Below are 18782 nucleotides of genomic sequence, written 5' to 3'. Positions count from 1 at the left end.
TTGCCCATGCCAGATCCCTTACTGAAAACAATGAACCCTTCGTCTCGGAGAATGGAGGGATTTATTTATTCGGAACCATCCCCTCTTTGAAGTCAGCTGATAAACATATCTCAAAAATTAAATCAAAGGATTTTTAAACTTCCCGAAGAATTTTTGCGGGATTACTGCCCAGCAGTTCGCTTTCAAGCCAAGGCAATAGCATCGCAGACCAAGTCTCAAGCCTTTCAACCTGCTCCCCCAGCTTATCTAGGGAGACCAACTCAACCTCTCCTACCGCGTCCTCGGTCTCCCGATAAGGGAGATTGTTGATGTTCCAGACCCCAATCAATCCGATATGGACCCGCCCGACTGCCGTGTCGTTATCGACCAGAAGGCCAACCCAGCGGCGGCACTCGCACGTCACATCACCGAGTTCTTCCTTCAGTTCGCGTTGGGCTGCTTGTTCGACGGTTCCAAGTAACTTAAAGCAATCGCCGGAAGTTTCTGCGTCGGCGAGATCAACGTGTCCACCCAATCCTATCGACATCCGCCCATGTAACCTTACCTCACCACCTGCAGGCGTGCGCGTATACCGCACCACACGGTCGCCAACGCGCAAGATGATGTATGGAATGATTTGCCTATAATCCTCACATTCCTCAAGGATGTGGCGAGGACCAAACCATAGACCAGCCTTTTCGAGAAGCTCGATTGCTTCACCATGATCCATCGGGATGAACCCAGTGGTACTAGCCTGCGGAGGAAGACCCGCTGTGTTCGTTGCAAGTATCAATCGGAGTTCGGGGATGACACTCATGTGGCACTCCTCTGCCTAAGTATGGGGGTGGACAAAATATAATCTAGGTGTGCCTGAAGACCCTTATTAAACCCCCGCTCCACGAAATTTTCATTCCTGACAGGAATAATATCGTAAAGGCAGCCTTCTAGCACTGCAGTCATTGTGCCAGTCTCAGAAGTCACCCAACCAAGCGGGCGCCAATCCAGCTTATTTTGTTGGCATGTGCTCTCAAAATCAGCGTTTCGCGTGCTGTCGACGATCACAGCAACCGACCAATCGCCCCATGCGAAAAATAGATTCCAGACGCTGGCAACGCGAGGAAGAGCAGAAGCGCTTACAACCTCCGGTGCCACGAGGGCATCGTGTAATTCCAGTGTGAAACCACATTTCGAGGCGCGTCCGATGTTTTCTATAGCTCCGAGCAATCCATCCGATGTGTCCGAAGCAGCCAGAACGAGATTATGCTCGGCCAAAAGACGCATTGTTTCGATCTGAGGACGGGGGAACCTTAGGCGATCATCCACAGACACGATCGAACCCAAACGTTCCGCCTCATCGGCGAGTAGATAACGAGACATGAACGATCCAGCTGGGCCCACGACCACCAAGCGGTCGCCGGGGCAAGCACCCGTGCGACCGATCCTGCGCACACCACTAAGGGTGCCTACCCCAAACACACGCGAAGCCAGATCGGGACCATGCCTCAGGTCACCACCGCCATTGCGGAAACCAAATGTCTTCATTGCATTGAAGTAACCGCGCATAAAGCGCTGCAGAATATCCACTTCGAGGTCTGCCGGTGCGTCGACACAATTAGTAAGAAATAACGGCAAAGCACCAGAAGAAGCAACATCACTTGCAGTCGCGACGACTGCAAGCCAACCTGACGCTTCCCAGTCGTCATGATACGCAGCAAGACTACGAACGAGTGGGCGTGGTCCTACATCAGCCGTGACAACCAGTGTCTCATTACCCGCATCTACGAACGCGCAGTCGTCACCGACTTGTGTGAGGGGATCAGCCGACATCGCAAGGGGGAGCAATATGCGCTCCAGTAGTCCAAATTCACCAACGTCGGCGAGACGTTCGGAAAATCTATCCTTGCTCATGATGCTGAATCTTGTGGAATGATTTCGTCGAGTTCCTTGGCAAGTTGCAGTACCGTCGCGACTAGTGCCGGTTGGTTGCGTGCCTTATCAAGGTGTACAAGGAGACCGTAGCCGACGAGAAAAAGAGGAATCAGATACTCATGCTCCCAGTCATTTAAGATAGCGCGCTCCCTAACCTTCTTCCATATTACATCTTTTATAATACGAGCACGGTCGCGCACAAATTTTGGCAAATCGTCGAGGTTATCCTCTTGTCGCAGAAAGTTCGCGAATTGAAGAATTCCATTCTCCGAAATCTGTGATGGAAGAGTTACTCCTCGAAGATTGAGATCGAGCATAACGTAGTCAATAATGACGTGGCCGTGAAGTTTGGCCCAGCCGAAGTCGATAATTTGTACATTACCCTCGCCATCCATAACAATATTTTTCGGATGAAGATCGCCATGGATGGCACCAATATATCCATTAAACTTTATTTTTTGTTCAATTATTCTGGAAACAACCAGGTTTGGATTCGGCCATTCAGCTCCAAATGCTTTTGTCGTAGGAAGGGTTCCAAATATAGAGTCCAGAATGTATTTCGCCCCCCCCACTTCACACTGCGTCGTTTTTCGTAAATATTTCAAATATTGTTCTGAACAATTAATATTTCCTGTTTCCGTCTGAGCGAGGCCACTGCGATGAGCTGGTTGAATGGCCTCAAGCGCCTGTGAGACGAGATCACTTATCTTATCCCACTCGACGGAATTAGTTGTAGCCAGTTCCATCTTGTCGTCGAGTAGATGCCAGAGATCACGCACTTCTATCTCATTCCGACACCCTCCTTTTGAAAGTTCGCTCAAGGATTGGAATGGCGCCAGAAGAATCGAATGTTTAGCATCAACGTCCTCAAGATATAGTGGAAAAGCGAACTTACGTGCTTGCCAGTCACTGAGCTTCGGTCGCCACTTATCAGCACCGTCCTTTTCCTCACGCAGTTTCTGGGATGTGCCTATCTTTACTACTAACGGTTGCGATGCCGCCTGCGTTCCCCTTATGTGACTATAGTACGCGACGAAAACACTAGCGCCGCTCGCCCCGGCGGGTGCTCCAATTCGGTCGAGAGGCAATACAATAAACTCGACCTCGTTTAACGGAAGGCGCCCCTGCGGCCCACCTGAGATGGCTCCGGGCCAAATGCCAGCTATTTTTTCACTTCTATAAAAATGTTCAAGCGCCTCTTTAACAGCATACTCTGCTTCAGGGCGCATCATCTCCGATATAAGTAAGGCTCCATCTGACATCCTCGTTCAGTCCTGCCATGGCAAAGTATACTGGAAGTTCAATTTGGTTGCTTTGTTAATAATCCAAAGACCATCTTCGACGGAAAGGACCGCTTCACGAACACGATCTGGATCGACAGAGATCACGGCCTGATTGGACTCTCCTGAATCATCAAATAGTGTGATAATGCCGTTATTTAGGCTCAACACACGCAGGACATGCTGTGCGGAGCAATCGGACGGGCCTGCAGCCATCAACATATTGTAATCGACGCCGAGCCCAACAACAGCGCCACGAGACATGGCCTCATCAAGTACGTCCATCCAGAGTTCCTCGATAATGGCCTTGAATGGTACCCGTCGCAGACGAAGATCCGAGTCAATCTGACAGCACATACGGTTCACTTGACGTTCCGCATCAGAGCCACGGATACTAGGTGGATGTAATCTATCTGCTAAGGCAAGATCTAGTGGATTAACGTCTTCGGGTTTGACACGTATTCCAATTACCTTGGGGATCGCATCGGGATACGGATAGTCGACGCCCAGCTGGAGCAATGCGGCATGAACAAACGCGGGGACACAGCACTGCGGAGGCCAAAGCTTAGGGGTCATGCGGAATCATCCGTTTCCCCGCGCAAAAGCGGATTCCATTCCTCGAACAGAAGAGGTGCAGTTAGCGAATCGTTACCTTCATAAATGCTGCATGGTGTGTCAAATACAGCCTGCTCACCCAATGTAACGAAGCGTAAATGTGCAATGGGCATCCCAGCACACAATTCCAGAGGGCGCGAATTATAGTTGTAGAGCTCTAGCGTCAACATTGAAGCTGCGCTACCTCCGTACCCCGGATTGACGAAATCTGCACCACAGGTAACTCCCAGTCCGAAACGCGCGACGTGGGAAAGAGGTGATATCTGACCAACTATGTCGGACGGAATGCGAATCCGCTCACGAGTACAGCCCAGCACTAAGTCCCTTGGTTGGATTGTGAAAATCTCCATATCCTCAGGTGCAGCCAGAGCATCGCCAGATGCTGAAGCTGTCCATGTCCGCACTGGCGTATGCCCAGGTAACCATCGGCGAAAGCGGCGACCGAGCCGCAATACGTAGCTAGCCCCTCTAAGCTGGATCTCCGAATAAGGCTCTATTTCAAGTGTGCCTGCCGAGATGCGCTGTGCGATGGCCGCCTTAGCCAGCATGCGTTGCACGTCTCTTGAGAACTCGAAGCATGGATTGCTCAACCGCTGGGTAGCTCCGCCAGTCCCAAGACGTCTTTAGCGAAAAGAACTCCGAGAGCCGACGGCGGAAGAACTGCGACGGGAACACGCCGGGATTAGTGCTCAGATTGCGAATCCGCATGCTCTTACCATCACCTAACAGCAAATAGTGCGGCGACCCGTGAAGGGTACGCCACGCAGCGGCAAGGTCAACCACCTCTTCAGTTGCCTCGGGAAATAGCTCTGCCGCCGCCGTGGCCGTAGGTATCGGAACGACATGCAAGTGGGCGTGATAAATGCCGCACCCCCCACCTTCTGCCGACGTGGCTCCGTGTTCAAAAACGATGGGCTTACCAAAGGCTGAGCAGTGGGTAATCATTTCATCTGTCAAACTGAGCATCTCGGCGCGAGCGTCTTCAGTCTGAATCGCACAGGTTTCAACATGCTCGATCGGAAGAATTAGAAAACTTCCCTCAAACATCTGTCCGATTGTAGGAACCGCAACGAATCTGGCAGACCTTGCTACAATCCGGTGGGCGGCCACGTTCTTATACAGCGACCTAAACCGGGCGGGTCCGTCGGTTTGAAACTCTGCACAGAATTCACAATTTATCATATTACATTTCTCATTTATATAGCGTTTATAACAGAGAAAGTGGCACGCCGCCAAGGCCCGCCGTTATCACAAATCTTCAATTTAAAAGCAAACCGGCAAGCTTCCCCCAATCCGGGCAAAATCGTCAGGAACTCACAACTCGGTATCAAGCCGATCTGGCAACCCTGACTCCCTCTTGACCGATACCATCATGACACAAGACGCTCTACCAACCAGGCATTGATATCGGCAATCTCCGCACCGATAATCTCATGCGGCATTGGGTACACATGCCAAGCAACGTCATGCCCTTCGGCACGCAGCCAGTCCCGCGCGAGGCGGGGCGCCGCCAACGGCACGACCGTGTCGCCCTCACCGTGAGTCAGAAAACCCGGGGCAGTTCAGTTCGTGCTGATTGGATCTTTCCGGAAGGGTTTCAACCTCGGTCAGTCTTTTTGCCTCGCCTCCTTCAAACTGATCCGAAAGCTGTCCGCGTCTCACCAGTTACTGCCCTCTGATTACAAGTTCGGATGCATCCGATTTCAGCCATGCTGAATAGGCTTCAAGGATGCTTTCCATGGAAAGACGTCCTTTCCCACGCATCGCGCATTCCCATACGGTTCCCACGCGCCAGCCAGCATTATGCAAAGCAAGTTCCGTCCGCACATCAACAGCCCTGTTCCGGTCAATTTTCATCCGCCAGAATTCGGTCCGGCTCCCGGGAAGACGGAAAAGGTGACAGTCATGTCAGAAGCAGCCATGCACCAGAATGACAGCGTGGTATTTCGGGAAAACCAGATCAGGGGTTCCGGGCAGTTTCCTGTCATGCAGCCTGAACCGGAAGCCAAGAGCATGCAGTCCCCGCCGCAGCACCATCTCGGGTTTTGTGTCTTTCCCCCGGATGCCGGACATCATCCGGCTGCGCTGTTCCGGTGAAACAATATCAGGCAACAGCCATGCTCTGATCATGAGCAGGTCTCATGCCTGCAGTCCCGTCTCTGCTGTCCCGACCCGCCCGTGCCAGAGCCGAGCGTATATGGGGCTTCATGGCATTGGCCAGAAACTCGATAACCGGTACCACAACCGCATTTCCGAACTGACGATAGGCCTGCGTGTCCGAAACACCGATACGGAACCGCCTGTCGCCACGATCGAAACCCATAAGACGCGCGCACTCCAGCGGTGTGAGACGGCGTGGCCGTTTGCCCTCCTGCCGGATCAGGATTTCGGACCCGTCCTTGAAATAACGGGCGGAGAGTGTCCGTGCGACATCATCCGGTCCGCACAGCCCGAAGCCGAAACCGTTCCCCGCAGCAGCATGTTTGGCCTTGTAATTCTGAAGATAATTCCACAGATGTTCCGTAAGGGTATATTTTGGTTCCACCTCTGCATGCGGCAGAAGAATTGAGTTCAGTCTCGGGCCTTTTTCCACCGGTGGTACAACCAGAGATTTCAGATCAAAATCTGTTTTTTCCCTGAAGCCGACAATAAAAATACGCTCACGTTTCTGTGGAACCCATGATGCGGCACTGATCACGCGGGTCTGCACATGATAACCGAGTTCTTCCTCAAGAACGTGCATGATGGTGGCAAAAGTACGCCCCTTATCGTGCCGCTCCAGGTTTTTGACATTTTCCAGAAGAAAGGCTGTCGGCCGATGATGGGCGATGATTCTGGCTGTATCGAAAAACAGGGTTCCCTGCGTGTCACACAGGAAGCCATGAGGCCGACCTAAAGAATTCTTCTTGGAAACCCCGGCAATCGAAAACGGCTGACATGGAAAACCTGCCAGCAGAACATCATGTTCCGGAATCAGGGAGGGATCTTCTGCGAACGGACGGATATCCCCGCTGATCTCGTGGTTGTCCGGATAGTTCAGGGCATAGGTCTGCCGTGAAAATCTGTCCCATTCGGACGTAAAGACACACCGACCACCGATTTCCTCAAAACCGATCCGCAGGCCGCCTATACCGGCAAACAAATCGATAAAACGAAAATCAACCCTGTCTTTTTCTTTTGCCCGGAGGCGTTCATCGGCAATGCGGCGCAGGAAATTGAGAGACGTCCGGCTCGCCGTGCCGGGGGTATTCTCATAACGATACACTGTCCGTTCCCCCAGCCCCAGCTCTTCAGCAGCCTGATGCAGAGTAAGGCCTGCCCGATCGCGCAGCAGGCTGAAATCGGTCCGCGATGACATAGGCATTCTTTCAGATCAGGGTCGCACGAGGTTTATCTCTGCCCTGATGGCAGAATCTGTCCCCGAAAGCAACCCCTGTTCCTTATATGTTCCAAGCGCAGCAACACGTTACCAAGCATCTATCAGATATATTGCCAGGATGTCGGCATGCCCGCCGCGTTCTGCATACTGGACGTGTCACGGTTTAGTTCCGGACCATTGGTTATCTGTTAAGCGACGTTGGCCGTCCACGCGGCAGAATTTCTGGCAGACGAAGATCGAGCGGAATATGGAAAATGATAACCGCGCAATCCGGGCCCTGCTGGCCTCTGGCTGGCGGGTCGCCACGGTTTGGGAATATGCCCTAAAAGGCCGGACCCGACCCGACTTTTCCGAGGCTATGCAGCACCTGGTCGCCTGGATAAGATCGGCGGGGAAGACTATGACTGTTAGGGGCAGATAATTGGTCGCATCACTGAAGCAATTTTTAGATCTGATGCGCTACTATGGCGCTCATCGTATTTATGCAAAACATTTGTCACCCAATGATAACTCGAAGAACCAAGTATATCTGGGTGGTGGCTTTGCAGCACTGAATGTCATTCCGCATGGCGAAGTCTACACTGACGCTTCTGAAAAGGCCGGCAGCGTGCGGGACCGCGCTAAGGCCGCTGTCGAATTTTACTGGATCAATGAAGAAGGCAGGCATCGCGCACCCGACGCAAACCTGATCCTCTATCCCAAATATCCCGAAGTGAGGATGTCCGGCTTTCTAAAGGGCTGCAAGGAGGCACCTTCAAAGCTCCTCACGGTTCGCGATGAGGGACGAGTTATGTTCTTCGGCGTGACTCGAGACGGCGTCGTCCTGGGCTATGTCACGGATGCCAATGACCCGATTACAAAGGAACTGACGGCAGGAAACTGGCCGATGCTAGGCATCTTCACCGAATTGCCGCTCAGCCTAGATCTACCTGCCGATCCGAAAACTATCCTCCTTGATGAACTGCGCCGCATTTATCAGCTGAACTGGATCATGTCCCAAAAGCTGGCGAAAGACGGCACGAAGGCGCCCTATGCAGCCCGCAATGGGGGCGGCTATACTCTTGAAGCCGAGCTTGGCATTACTCCCAATGGCTACGCAGAGCCGGACTTTATGGGCTGGGAAGTGAAGCAATATGGCGTGAATAATTTCACAGCGTTCAGACCGAAATCGCCGGTAACCCTTATGACGCCGGAACCGACAGGCGGTATCTACAAAAGCGAGGGCGTGGCAGAATTTCTGAAGCGTTTCGGCTACGCGGATCAGAGCGGCAAAGAAGATCGCTTCAATTTTGGCGGCCGCTATGACTGTACTCGCGGTCACCACCATCTAACCGGGTTGCGCATGACCCTGACGGGATATGATGCTGCGACTGGCAAGATATCCGATATCGAGGGCGGCATGGCTCTGGTCAGTGCGACCGACGCTGTTGCTGCGTCGTGGACTTTCAAGAGCCTGATGGCACACTGGAACCGGAAGCATGCGCAGGCGGCCTACGTGCCCTCCTTATCCCGAACACCGCCTCCGGAATATAGCTACGGGGCACAGGTTCTTCTTTGCGAGCAGACCGATTTTCTGCTGTTCCTCAAGGCTTTTTCGACGGGGGCGGTGTATTATGATCCGGCTGTTAAAATCGAAAAGGCTTCGTCAGCAAAGCCGGACATCAAGCGGCGCAGTCAATTCCGGGTCGCTCATGCCGGTCTGACCCAGCTTTATCAGAAGAATGAAACCGTCCTCCTTTACTGAATAATAATTCCGGAAAAATTCGCGACTGTTGGTTTGGCGGGTTCAAGCTTGATGCGGCAAGATTGGACCATTGCTGAGACGCAAGAAACTTCTTCTCTTGCACGGCATTGCCAGCATGATGGGGCGCTACGGGTATGATTTCCGGATTTCGCAATCAAAGGCTTGTCTTTATTAAATTTTTATAAGTATTTTACATGATGCTAAGATCCTGAGAGGGCCGCATATGCCTTCAACTAATGGTGCCCTGAATGAAGTTATTTCCTAGCGTAATCTTTCGTGATGACACATCAGACGGAGAGCGGCGTGCGCGATCGCTTCTGGAAAAAATGCCCGCCTCCAATGGTGCTTTTGCGATCCATTCGCTCAATCTCCCTGAGCATGAGTATAAGCGCTATTCTGAAGCTGATTTTGTCCTAGTCGACCAACGCGGCGTCCTTGTTATTGAGGTGAAGGGGGGGGTTGTGCGCCACCACGAAGGGGAGTGGCACTTCACAAATGGCCGAAGTCAAAGCAGGACGAAGTCGGAAGGGCCACACCAACAGGCGGAAAGCGCCGTCCAAGCAGTACGAAACATGCTGCGTCGTTGCGGTGTGCGTCATATGCCTTCGGTCTTCGGATGGGCTGTAGTTCTCCCCTTCACTGACTGGACCACAGATCATCCTGAGATACCTGTTGAGACCATTATTGCTCGTGCGGGGTGTGAGGAGGCTACTACCTTCGCAGCCTCGATCGATCGCGCTTTTGCATACTGGAGGAAGCGGTCCGAGCAATCGGGGCGCACAATCTATCCAATCGACACACAGGATTACCTGCAGTCGCTGCTTCCCGAGTTTCAATACTCTCCTGCACCGGCGAAATGTGCAGAAGCAGTCTGGTCAGATGTGGTCCGCCTCAGTAAGCGTCAATGTCAGATTCTGGAAGGAATGGATCGAAACCCCCGCTTACTGGTCGAAGGAGGGGCAGGCACTGGTAAAACCGTTCTTGCCAATGCTGCTGCCAGAAGCGCGCTAGGCAATGATAGCAATGTCTGCTTTGTTATCGGCGCGCCACTACTGGCGGCCTATCTTGCGAAAGGGCTCCCTAGCGTGACGGTGGTATCCGCCGATCAGCTACAAAAACTTCCGTCGGACGCTTTTGACGTACTCATTGTAGATGAAGGACAGGAACTGGTGACGCAGCAGGGCTTAGCCGGAGTGGGCCGCGTTCTGAAAGGCGGTCTGGAACAGGGGCGCTGGCGCTGGTTTATGGACCCTGACAACCAGTCGATGTGTAATAAAGTGGATCCCGACAGCCGACGCCGTCTGCAAGATCTAGCAACATGCTGGACCCCGCCTCACAATGTGAGATCAACACGCGAAATTGTGAAACTCGTTCAGGAAGCGCTCGGCGCAGACATTGGCATCTCGGAGATCGACGGACGCGGCGTAAAACCACGGGTCGAAGTCAAAACCAGTGACAGGGATGCGCTTGACTGGGCAGCTGACTACATCAGAGGCAAGATCGAAAGCGGTGTGGATCCTAAGGACATCGTGATGCTCGGAGCACCACAAGACCTACCGGAAATAAGAAGATGTCTAAGGTGGCTACCCGACAGTGAAGCAATCATTGTTTGCGGCATACAGGATATCGAAGCGATGCAACAGCGGCTCATCATCACCGATCCTATGACCTTCCGCGGGCTTGAACGCGCGTGGACAATTATTGTCGCCACAGAAGCATTTACTAGGCTCGAACACAGTGAAAGCTATCTTTATGTCGGCATGACCCGCGCGAACGCTGGCTTAGCTATATCGCTTGGGCCGGCTGGACGGACTTGGCTCTACAACTTCTATTCCCGCGCCGCAGTCATGACGGGTGCGACAAAGTGAGAGAAACCGTTCGCAACAGTTCGCCCCGACTTACTAACGCTGAGAAATTTACGGTCCGTTCGGAAATGATCGATCTGCTCCGCGCGGAACTGGTAGGCCCCTGTGGCGGGGAAGATGAGAGCCTGCGTGAACGGCCGGACAAGCGGTATCTCATGGGGATGCTATTTCCGCGCAATGCGGTGGCCGGACAGGTCGTTCATGAAGAAGTCAGCTCGGCCGAAACTGATAATGGAGCCGACACGGATGACGAATCTGGCATCGATTCCCCCACTGACCTCATGTTCCAGCGCCTCCCAGCGTCTGTCGGCTTCTCATTTGCCGTCGCGCAGCAGGGACATATCACACTCGATGTTTGCGCATCTGCTTTCGGTTACACTCAGGAAGCTGATCCGCAGCAACCGAAAAAAAGGATCTGGCAACGCAGACCGCTGACTCCTGATGGCATAGAGACCGTTCGGGTAAATCTGGACGGAACGGAACCGTTTCGCGATACCGTTCTTAACGGCCGCGCCAGTCTCTACTGCGTGCTTCGGCCGGGCCCCGCAGGTTCCCGGATTGTCACAATCAGTCTGGTAAATGAAGCAACTGTCAGCGAAGGCGAGCGCTTTACTCCCGAACAATGCCTTTTTCAAATTCGGCTTGAGGCCAGTGTCCCGATTCCGGTCAGTGCTTGGCCGACACCGGATAGGCTGTTCAACGACCCAGAGGATGATGAACTTGTTCTCCAGTACCGCAACCGGCCGCCGATCGCGGTCGGGCATGGCTGTGCCGCCGACTGGAATTTTCATACCCAAGGAGGGGCGACGATCCGGGCGGAATTTCTGCCCGCGGTTGAAGTGCCTCCAGTGACAGCGGATATTGAAGGCCTGCACGAACTTTCCCGGCAATGTCTTTCCCTGCAATATGTTCAATCTGACCAGACCCCGGATGGTCACCTGCTTGAGTCGCTGGCTAGCTTTGTCGATGAATATGCCCGCTGGCGCTATTCTCTCAATAATCTGAAGACGCCGGCTTCCTCAGATGTAACGCGCATACGCATCCTTGAACGGATCGACACGGCATTGGGGAGAATGCGGCGTGGCGTTACCTTGCTCAGAAACAATCCTGAAGCGCTTAACTGTTTCCGCCTGGCCAATCGCGCGATGCTTGTGCAGATGGTTTATGCAAGCCGAGTTGCAGCGGCTGAAAAGGGGGACAAAGCCACTATATCTCCTGTGGATCCCGATTCCACGGACTTTTCCGGTCTTCGCTGGCGGCCTTTTCAGCTCGCATTTCAGCTTTTGTCCCTAAAAGGACTTTGGGCACCCAATGATTCCGAGAGAGACATCGTAGATCTCATCTGGTTCCCCACCGGTGGCGGCAAGACTGAAGCTTACCTTGCAGTGGCGGCGTTCGAGATGCTGAGACGCCGCCTCTGCGAAGGGGAAGCAGGTCTCGGCACTACCGTTCTGATGCGGTACACGTTGCGGCTTCTTACACAGCAGCAATTCCAGCGTGCCGGTCATCTCATATGTGCGTTGGAAATGCTGCGCCGGAAGGATGTAAACAGGCTTGGAGGCGAGCCTTTCAGCCTCGGACTCTGGGTGGGCAATAATGTAACGCCCGGCAGCGCAGCGAACGCTCATGCCATTTATAATAAAGAGCTGTGCCAGCAAGTGGGCGCGGTATCCAACCCCTTTACGCTTTTGCGTTGCCCATGCTGCGGAACACGCATTGTTCCTCATCAGCTTGAGGAACAGGGCGCGCTTAATTGCGGAATTGTGAGCACGCAGAACGACTTCCGCTTCTTCTGCCCAGACGCTGAATGCGCGTTCCACAGTCATATACCGGTGCAGATCGTGGACGAAATCCTTTACAGTTCGCCACCATCGATCTTGCTAGGCACACTCGATAAATTTGCAATGATCGCTTGGCGAGAGGAAGCGGGCAGATTTTTTGGGCGCCGGACGAAGCGGGAAAAGAGTGTCGCGGCTCCTTCGCTGATTATTCAGGACGAATTGCATCTGATCTCGGGCCCTCTGGGGACCATTGCGGGTCTTTACGAGGCGGCAATTGATGTCACGATCGCTGCGACCGGGGCCAAACCAAAAGTTATTGCCTCCACTGCTACAACGCGGCGGGTCAGCGAACAGGGGCAGGCTCTTTATGCGCGTGAAGTAGAAGTCTTTCCGCCAGCGGGTCTAGACGCTGGCGAGAGTTTCTATTCGACAGTCGTCGAAGGCGGCGGACCCGGGCGGCTTTACGTGGGCGCCATGGCTCAGGGCCATACGCCAACCTTCAGTAATGTCCTTGTCTCGGCAGCGCTACTTTCAATTATCCCCAGGCTGGGCCTGTCAGCGGAGATCGAGGACGGGTGGTGGACACTGGTGGCCTATCACAATAGCCGGCGCGAACTTGGACGCAGCCTCACCCTCGCCCGAGACGATATTCCCGCCCGGATTGCTGCAGTCTACGGTCGCTCAGGACCTGGTCGCCGGGCCGTCAACCGTGTCGAAGAATTATCTGCAAATGTAAAGGGAGAGGAAATTCCACAGGTCTTGGAGGCACTTGGACGGCCCAAGACAATGGGTAATGTGGTCGATTATCTAGGCTGTACGAACATGCTAAGCGTCGGCGTCGATGTCAGCCGGCTTGGACTTATGCTCGTCCTTGGCCAGCCCAAAACGGCATCTGAGTATATTCAGGCAACCTCTCGTGTTGGGCGGGATAGCAGACAGTTGCCCGGCGTCGTACTATCGCTCTACATGCCGACAAAGCCACGTGACCGGTCGCATTACGAGATGTTCAGGCCATTCCACGAGGCAATGTACCGTCATGTTGAACCATCTAGTGTAACGCCTTACGCACTTCCCGCCCGAAAACGGGCCCTCCATGCCTCAATTATCTCCGCAATCCGGATGACCACAGACCTATCATCAAACGACTCTGCATCTGCATTTACTTCTTCAAATCCGCAGGTCAGGCCACTTCTCAATCGTCTTTATGAGCGCATGCGAGCAGCCGATCAAAGCGAACGCATTGGAATCGCGCAGGCAGCCAGCGAGATAGAAGACTGGTGGGGTGCTTTGGCTTCTCCAGGCCTTAGATACACGACAGCCCAAAACGCGAGAAATTATCGGGCCTTGCTGAAACGATATGGAGAAGAAGGTCACGCAGAGGCACGCGAGACTCTTCAGTCAATGCGCCACGTTGATATCAGCGTCCGGACGAAGATTGTCGGCCTCAAAGCGACGGAGCGGAAAACACGATGAAATACGAATTAAGGGCAAATCAGCTGATCGGCGCCGGAGGGGTCGGAGCGATCGTCGATATCGGCGATGAATCTTTTGTGGTCTGCGATACAACGCAGTGGGGCGCGCCTAGTCAAGACATCAGCCATCCTCCCATGGAGCAGCGGTTGCGTCGACGTCTGTGTCCGCCTCCGGCTGCGACCAGAGAATCGCGCGGGGCGGTCCCGCTCAAAAGATTTCCTGGAAGCTTGTTCTGCAACCGGCCAGCCTGTCGAAGAATTATACTTCGCTGGGACGAAAAGAAACACGGCAGTCCCGATGGCAAGCCCAAGTGTCCGTTCTGTGGGCATGAAGGAAGTCTGGTTCCCATGCGCTTCGTTGCGGCCTGTCGTAACGGCCATCTTTCAGACGTGCCATGGAACCGTTGGATCTCCCATAAAAAGGATACATGCTACTCCCAGCCACAGCTTAAGCTTGAAGTTAAGAACAGTGGAACGGGCGGGCTAGAGGCTCTGTCGATTCATTGCTTAGGATGCAACGAAAGCAGACACATGGGATCGATCACAGCTCAAGATTCCATGAAACAGATCGGCGCCCGCTGTCCGGGACATCATCCTTGGATGTGGGACCAGAACGCATCCTGCAATGAAGAGCTCGAAGTCCTTCAGCGTGGTGCAACCAACCTGTACTATCCTGTTACTGCCTCGGCGCTATCGCTCGAAGCCGAGTTACAGGATGAAACTGATTTTAAAGCGATCAAAGCTACAGGGGAGTTTGGTCTTTTGCAGACCATGTATGCCGCTGTTGCCAGCCAAGGCAATTTCTTGCCTCCGCATATTGAACGGATGATCGAACATGTCGCCACAAAACATAATGTCAGCACCGACGAGATTCGGGAGCTCCTGCTTGGAGGTGCCGACGGACCGACAGATCCTAAGACCAACGAAGTAACTTGGAACGAGGCTGAAGTTCTCGCCGAAGAATGGAGTTTTCTGAAGTCTGACCAAGCAGCTCATTGCAGAAGAGAGGATTTTGTTTGCAAGGAGAGTGATCTGCCGCGCTTTCGGGGTAAATCACCCTTTGACCGAGTGCTGCTAATCGAGCGACTCAGGGAAGTACGGGCGTTCCTCGGATTCAGGCGCATTGAACCTAGCGCTCTGGAGGTAAGCCCCGAGGCCGGAGGCAGCTTCGCGGGCACCCGAGCCTGGCTCCCCGCTGTCGAAGTTTTTGGTGAGGGCATTTTCCTCAGCTTTGATGAAGACTGGGTTGCCGACTGGGAAAGAAGGCTGGCTCAATACCCCGAAGAAGTGGCACGTATCGGAGCGTTGGAAAATGTGCGCAGCGCCGAAAGTTTCTGGTTTCTCCCGGCCATTGATGCGCGTCGGATCGCAATTCACACGCTTGCCCATCTGCTCATGCGCCAGCTTGTCTTCGAATCAGGATATTCCTCGTCGGCTCTTCGCGAACGCATCTACTCCGGACCGGGAATGGCAGGGCTGCTGATCTATACGGCTGATGGGGATTCAGAAGGATCGCTAGGCGGCTTAGTGCGACAAGGGCAACCAAAGCGCCTTGCCGACACGATCCTGCTAGCCTTAGATAAAGCAACTTGGTGCTCGGCTGATCCCGTATGTAGCGAAACCGCAGGTCAAGGGCTGGGTGGCTTCAATAAGGCGGCATGTCACGCCTGCTGCCTTGTACCAGAAACCTCCTGTACGACCGCGAATACTCTGCTGGACCGTACACTTCTGCTTGGAACGGGAGGGCTGCCAGGCCTTCTTGGCGACTTGGTCTAGAAGCGCGATGCGTTTCCCCAATTCCCGCGACCTAAACGAGGAACAAGAGGATATTTACCTCTATGCTCCCCATGACGGGAGAATGCTGGTGACAGGTCCACCCGGCACCGGTAAAACCGTCCTAGCAGTGCTCAGAGCTCTGGAGGTTGCCAAATCTCAAAAGACCCCCGTTGTCGCGATGTTCAATCGCGTACTGGAGTCATACACGTCTTCGCGTATTCCAGAGAGTGCCCGCAAGCATTGGGAAAATATCCGCTTCACAACAGTGCATCGCTTGTTCGCCCAAATATGGAACGGACTGGCTGTTCCTCCATCTCTGGGCGATGATTGGATATATCTTGCTACGTCCTACGCAGAAAAGGACGATGCCAAAAGCTGTGGTGCCGTGTGGGACCCTGAGAGCTGGTATCCCGGCCGCCGCAAGAAAGGCTGTTGGAAGGTCGAAAGCGCCAGATTCTTCTCAGTTCCTGAGCTGTTTAATCGGTGGAACCCTAGGGCGCAGATGCCAATATCTGAAGGGCAAGCGCCTGATATCGACTGGCACTGCTATGCGAAAGCACTCTTTGCGCATGCCCAAAATCTTTCATGGGCCAGTCTCGATTTCGACATATTGATCATTGATGAGGCGCAGGATTTCCCGCCCGAGTTCTTTGACCTCATCTACGTAATCAGCCTTGGCGTTCTGGGAAATGTCCGCAAGCCATCCCTTATGATCCTGGCGGACGAGAATCAGCGGATTACCGAGCGCAACAGTACAATCGAAGAAATTCGGGCGAAGCTGCATATCAGCGATGACCGGCATTACCGTCTGACCAATAACTTCCGCAACACCCTCCAAATCGCACAGGTTGCGCGGCATTTCTATGCAGGAATGGCTACCGGTATTCCAGCCCTTCCAGAGCGCACGGGAATATTGCCTGAGCTAAGACGATGTCCCGATATTGCTTCGGCTAGTGGCAGAATTCTGCGTTATGCCGAAAATAATCCGCTACATGAAATCGGAGTCATATGCTTGGGCAGGGATGCCAACCGAGCCAGCTATTTCCGAGAATTGTCTAGGACAGCGCCGACCTCACTTCCTGTGCAGACCTATTCATCAGTGGAGGCGGGGCATCGCACTGCCAAGGAGTTATCATTCGACACACCTGGAATTTCCATATTCAATAGCAGTAGTTGCAAAGGGCTCGAATTCGATGCCGTCTTCATTGTTGGCCTACAAGAGGAGACCGCACGCGATGAGATGCGCGACTTTCTGAGAATGAAGCTTTATGTGATGACTTCCAGAGGGCGAGACTGTCTGTTCCTAGTTTGGATAGGTTGTAAGGGCGATCGGTCTGCCGTTCTCGATTTGATGCCCCAGACACCGTTGGTCAGGATCTATGAATGAGTAATGAGACCACCGCTTATTATCTGCCCACAAATTTTCGGGAAGCATTCACCATTCTCGAGAGCTACCGTGTGGCACCATGCCCGGGCCGGGGCATGCGCCACATTAGTCAGCGGCCCGTGCTGAGCGATGGGCTGAGGGAGACAGAAGGGGTAATTATTACAGCAGGAAAACCCGGTGAATTCCCTATCCTTTTGGAACTAAAAGACTCCCTTTCCCTCTCCCAAGCGGATGCATCATTTCAGACCGACGTCCTTCCGCTCGCCAAGATCCATACAATGGTATTCAGGCATCAGGACGAGCTTGACCTGTTTGCTAGCAAATCATTCGATAATGCATCGATGGAAGGGGTTCCGGTTGCGGTTTGCCCTGCGCTTTTTTCGCTTCCGGGTGATGCCAGATTCCTAGCCGGTCCAAAATCTGCACAAGTCGAAACCGCCGGCTGGAAGTATGCCGATCAGATTTGTGGCCTCGTCGCGGCAGTTCTAAAGGCCGCAGACGTTCACCCCGCGGCACGATCTATACCAGTTGTAGCCATGGTTCCCGGTTTTAAGCCCGCCGTCATTCTCGAATTAATCTCGCGAAACCCCGATGCTCGCAACCCGGCCCAAGCTCTGGCAGGACTAATGCGACGCTATCACGGACAAATAGGCCTCGATCCGCTTAGGCTTCTGGATGACGCGCTTCTAGTTCTTCGGAATACTGATGTAGAGCCTAGAAAGCTCGCAGCATTTGATCGGCTGGTCAGAGGAATTCTTGCTTCCGATTTTACGCGCAGATCCGGAAGCCTGAGCGACGACGGCGACGTCCCTCTCCGGGCTCTCATGCTTGTCATTCAACGTGAAAGTACTGCAGATATTCTTTCCGACAGGATCAATGGTGAACTTCCTGGGCCGCTTGTATACACTTTTGCGGCGATGTTGGCAGGTATGCGTGAAGGGCTTGCCCACATGCCGGTGGACATCAAGGGGCCTTACGCGTCTTTATTAGGTGAGCTTGGAGCGGCGGCAGAAGGACATCCGGATGATCAGCCTAGACTGTCGGAAATTCTAGGGCGTCTTGGAAATTGCGCTCAGTCAGCGGCTCCTGAAATCGAAAAGGCCGTCCAACCATGTCTGGAAAACAGTGCCGAAACAACGTGTTTTCAGGGGGCAGAGGTAACCATTCTGCCAGTCTGTACCTGGCCCACGCCAGCTGTTGCACGCAGGATTTTTGAGGCACTTTCCGATACGCCTGCAAACTGGAGGATCGTTCTGGCTAAGGACGGCGAACTTGTACTCAAGGTCAGTCACTATGCCGCCGACGAAACCTTTAAGTCTGCAGAAGCCGAAATTGAGGCTGCAAAGGTGTTCGTTGCAAATTGCACCCAACGAGCTCGCCGAAGAAAGCGTGCGGCCGGGAGCGTACGACCCGCTGCGGTACCGGACAGCACACCCAAAACTCTGCCGGGGCTACTGGACACTCTCCCGAGTGCTAAAACGTCCCGTAACGCCAAAAGGAAAAGGCCGCCAAAATTGTAAACCTGTGGGTACTCTAACTGCGTCTTGAAGAGATAGACCAAGATGTCGTTCAGCT

At 53.5% G+C, this 18782-nt stretch carries 15 protein-coding genes; 6 read left to right on the top strand and 9 right to left on the bottom strand.

Annotated features, from left to right (window positions below):
• Positions 1-133: 133 nt before the first annotated feature.
• The 9 genes from J2D75_RS13625 to dcm form a co-directional block, all read right to left on the bottom strand.
• A complete protein-coding gene (locus J2D75_RS13625) occupies positions 134-796 on the bottom strand; it encodes an NUDIX domain-containing protein (RefSeq protein ID WP_207855347.1) in 663 nt (220 codons plus the stop codon).
• Positions 793-1887, bottom strand: a complete 1095-nt coding sequence (locus J2D75_RS13620; RefSeq protein ID WP_207855346.1) for a thiamine-phosphate kinase — start codon at positions 1885-1887, stop codon at positions 793-795. The genes J2D75_RS13625 and J2D75_RS13620 overlap by 4 nt, the downstream gene beginning before the upstream one ends.
• Positions 1884-3170, bottom strand: coding sequence for a phosphotransferase family protein (locus J2D75_RS13615; protein ID WP_207855345.1), 1287 nt, complete (start codon positions 3168-3170; stop codon positions 1884-1886). Before J2D75_RS13615 ends, J2D75_RS13620 begins: the two co-directional genes overlap by 4 nt.
• A gap of 6 nt (positions 3171-3176) precedes the next feature.
• Complete coding sequence (locus tag J2D75_RS13610; RefSeq protein WP_207855344.1) at positions 3177-3764, bottom strand: hypothetical protein; 588 nt, start codon at positions 3762-3764, stop codon at positions 3177-3179.
• A complete protein-coding gene (gene dcd, locus J2D75_RS13605) occupies positions 3761-4351 on the bottom strand; it encodes a dCTP deaminase (protein WP_207855343.1) in 591 nt (196 codons plus the stop codon). The genes J2D75_RS13610 and dcd overlap by 4 nt, the downstream gene beginning before the upstream one ends.
• A complete protein-coding gene (locus tag J2D75_RS13600) occupies positions 4341-4985 on the bottom strand; it encodes an HIT family protein (RefSeq protein WP_207855342.1) in 645 nt (214 codons plus the stop codon). The genes dcd and J2D75_RS13600 overlap by 11 nt, the downstream gene beginning before the upstream one ends.
• 188 nt (positions 4986-5173) lie before the next feature.
• Complete coding sequence (locus J2D75_RS13595) at positions 5174-5323, bottom strand: hypothetical protein (RefSeq protein WP_243428769.1); 150 nt, start codon at positions 5321-5323, stop codon at positions 5174-5176.
• A gap of 388 nt (positions 5324-5711) precedes the next feature.
• Entirely contained in the window at positions 5712-5876 is a 165-nt protein-coding gene (locus J2D75_RS14495) for a very short patch repair endonuclease (protein WP_243428770.1), read from the bottom strand.
• A 31-nt stretch (positions 5877-5907) separates the two neighbouring features.
• Positions 5908-7161 carry a DNA (cytosine-5-)-methyltransferase gene (dcm, locus tag J2D75_RS13585; protein ID WP_243428768.1) on the bottom strand — a complete coding sequence of 418 codons (1254 nt, stop codon included), beginning with the start codon at positions 7159-7161 and terminating at the stop codon, positions 5908-5910.
• 442 nt (positions 7162-7603) lie between these two features.
• Here dcm and J2D75_RS13580 point away from each other — a divergent pair, with 442 nt between their 5' ends.
• The 6 genes from J2D75_RS13580 (at position 7604) to J2D75_RS13555 (ending at position 18727) form a co-directional block, all read left to right on the top strand.
• On the top strand, positions 7604-8926 hold the full coding sequence (locus J2D75_RS13580; protein WP_207855340.1) for an MvaI/BcnI family restriction endonuclease: 1323 nt from the start codon (positions 7604-7606) through the stop codon (positions 8924-8926).
• 248 nt (positions 8927-9174) lie between these two features.
• Complete coding sequence (locus tag J2D75_RS13575; protein WP_207855339.1) at positions 9175-10794, top strand: nuclease-related domain-containing DEAD/DEAH box helicase; 1620 nt, start codon at positions 9175-9177, stop codon at positions 10792-10794.
• 65 nt (positions 10795-10859) lie between these two features.
• Positions 10860-14045: a hypothetical protein gene (locus J2D75_RS13570; protein ID WP_207855338.1), complete on the top strand. Its 3186-nt coding sequence runs from the start codon at positions 10860-10862 to the stop codon at positions 14043-14045.
• Complete coding sequence (gene drmB, locus J2D75_RS13565) at positions 14042-15820, top strand: DUF1998 domain-containing protein (RefSeq protein WP_207855337.1); 1779 nt, start codon at positions 14042-14044, stop codon at positions 15818-15820. The genes J2D75_RS13570 and drmB overlap by 4 nt, the downstream gene beginning before the upstream one ends.
• A 7-nt stretch (positions 15821-15827) precedes the next feature.
• Positions 15828-17207, top strand: a complete 1380-nt coding sequence (locus J2D75_RS13560) for an AAA family ATPase (RefSeq protein ID WP_048839731.1) — start codon at positions 15828-15830, stop codon at positions 17205-17207.
• Positions 17204-18727: a hypothetical protein gene (locus J2D75_RS13555; RefSeq protein ID WP_207855336.1), complete on the top strand. Its 1524-nt coding sequence runs from the start codon at positions 17204-17206 to the stop codon at positions 18725-18727. The genes J2D75_RS13560 and J2D75_RS13555 overlap by 4 nt, the downstream gene beginning before the upstream one ends.
• The last annotated feature ends 55 nt before the right edge of the window (positions 18728-18782 follow it).

This window comes from Acetobacter suratthaniensis, from assembly GCF_017377745.1.
GTDB lineage: Bacteria > Pseudomonadota > Alphaproteobacteria > Acetobacterales > Acetobacteraceae > Acetobacter > Acetobacter suratthaniensis.
Note: the sequence above shows the minus strand (reverse complement) of the source record. Positions and strands in the feature narration are given on the sequence as shown.

Coding starts and splice junctions, on each gene's coding strand:
- J2D75_RS13560 (WP_048839731.1), top strand. CDS start 15,828: ATGCGTTTCCCCAATTCCCGCGACCTAAACGAGGAACAAGAGGATATT.
- J2D75_RS13555 (WP_207855336.1), top strand. CDS start 17,204: ATGAGTAATGAGACCACCGCTTATTATCTGCCCACAAATTTTCGGGAA.
- J2D75_RS13625 (WP_207855347.1), bottom strand. CDS start 796: ATGAGTGTCATCCCCGAACTCCGATTGATACTTGCAACGAACACAGCG.
- dcd (WP_207855343.1), bottom strand. CDS start 4,351: ATGCTGGCTAAGGCGGCCATCGCACAGCGCATCTCGGCAGGCACACTT.
- J2D75_RS13615 (WP_207855345.1), bottom strand. CDS start 3,170: ATGTCAGATGGAGCCTTACTTATATCGGAGATGATGCGCCCTGAAGCA.
- J2D75_RS13600 (WP_207855342.1), bottom strand. CDS start 4,985: ATGATAAATTGTGAATTCTGTGCAGAGTTTCAAACCGACGGACCCGCC.
- J2D75_RS13575 (WP_207855339.1), top strand. CDS start 9,175: ATGAAGTTATTTCCTAGCGTAATCTTTCGTGATGACACATCAGACGGA.
- J2D75_RS13620 (WP_207855346.1), bottom strand. CDS start 1,887: ATGAGCAAGGATAGATTTTCCGAACGTCTCGCCGACGTTGGTGAATTT.
- dcm (WP_243428768.1), bottom strand. CDS start 7,161: ATGTCATCGCGGACCGATTTCAGCCTGCTGCGCGATCGGGCAGGCCTT.
- J2D75_RS13570 (WP_207855338.1), top strand. CDS start 10,860: ATGATCGATCTGCTCCGCGCGGAACTGGTAGGCCCCTGTGGCGGGGAA.
- J2D75_RS14495 (WP_243428770.1), bottom strand. CDS start 5,876: ATGTCCGGCATCCGGGGGAAAGACACAAAACCCGAGATGGTGCTGCGG.
- drmB (WP_207855337.1), top strand. CDS start 14,042: ATGAAATACGAATTAAGGGCAAATCAGCTGATCGGCGCCGGAGGGGTC.
- J2D75_RS13610 (WP_207855344.1), bottom strand. CDS start 3,764: ATGACCCCTAAGCTTTGGCCTCCGCAGTGCTGTGTCCCCGCGTTTGTT.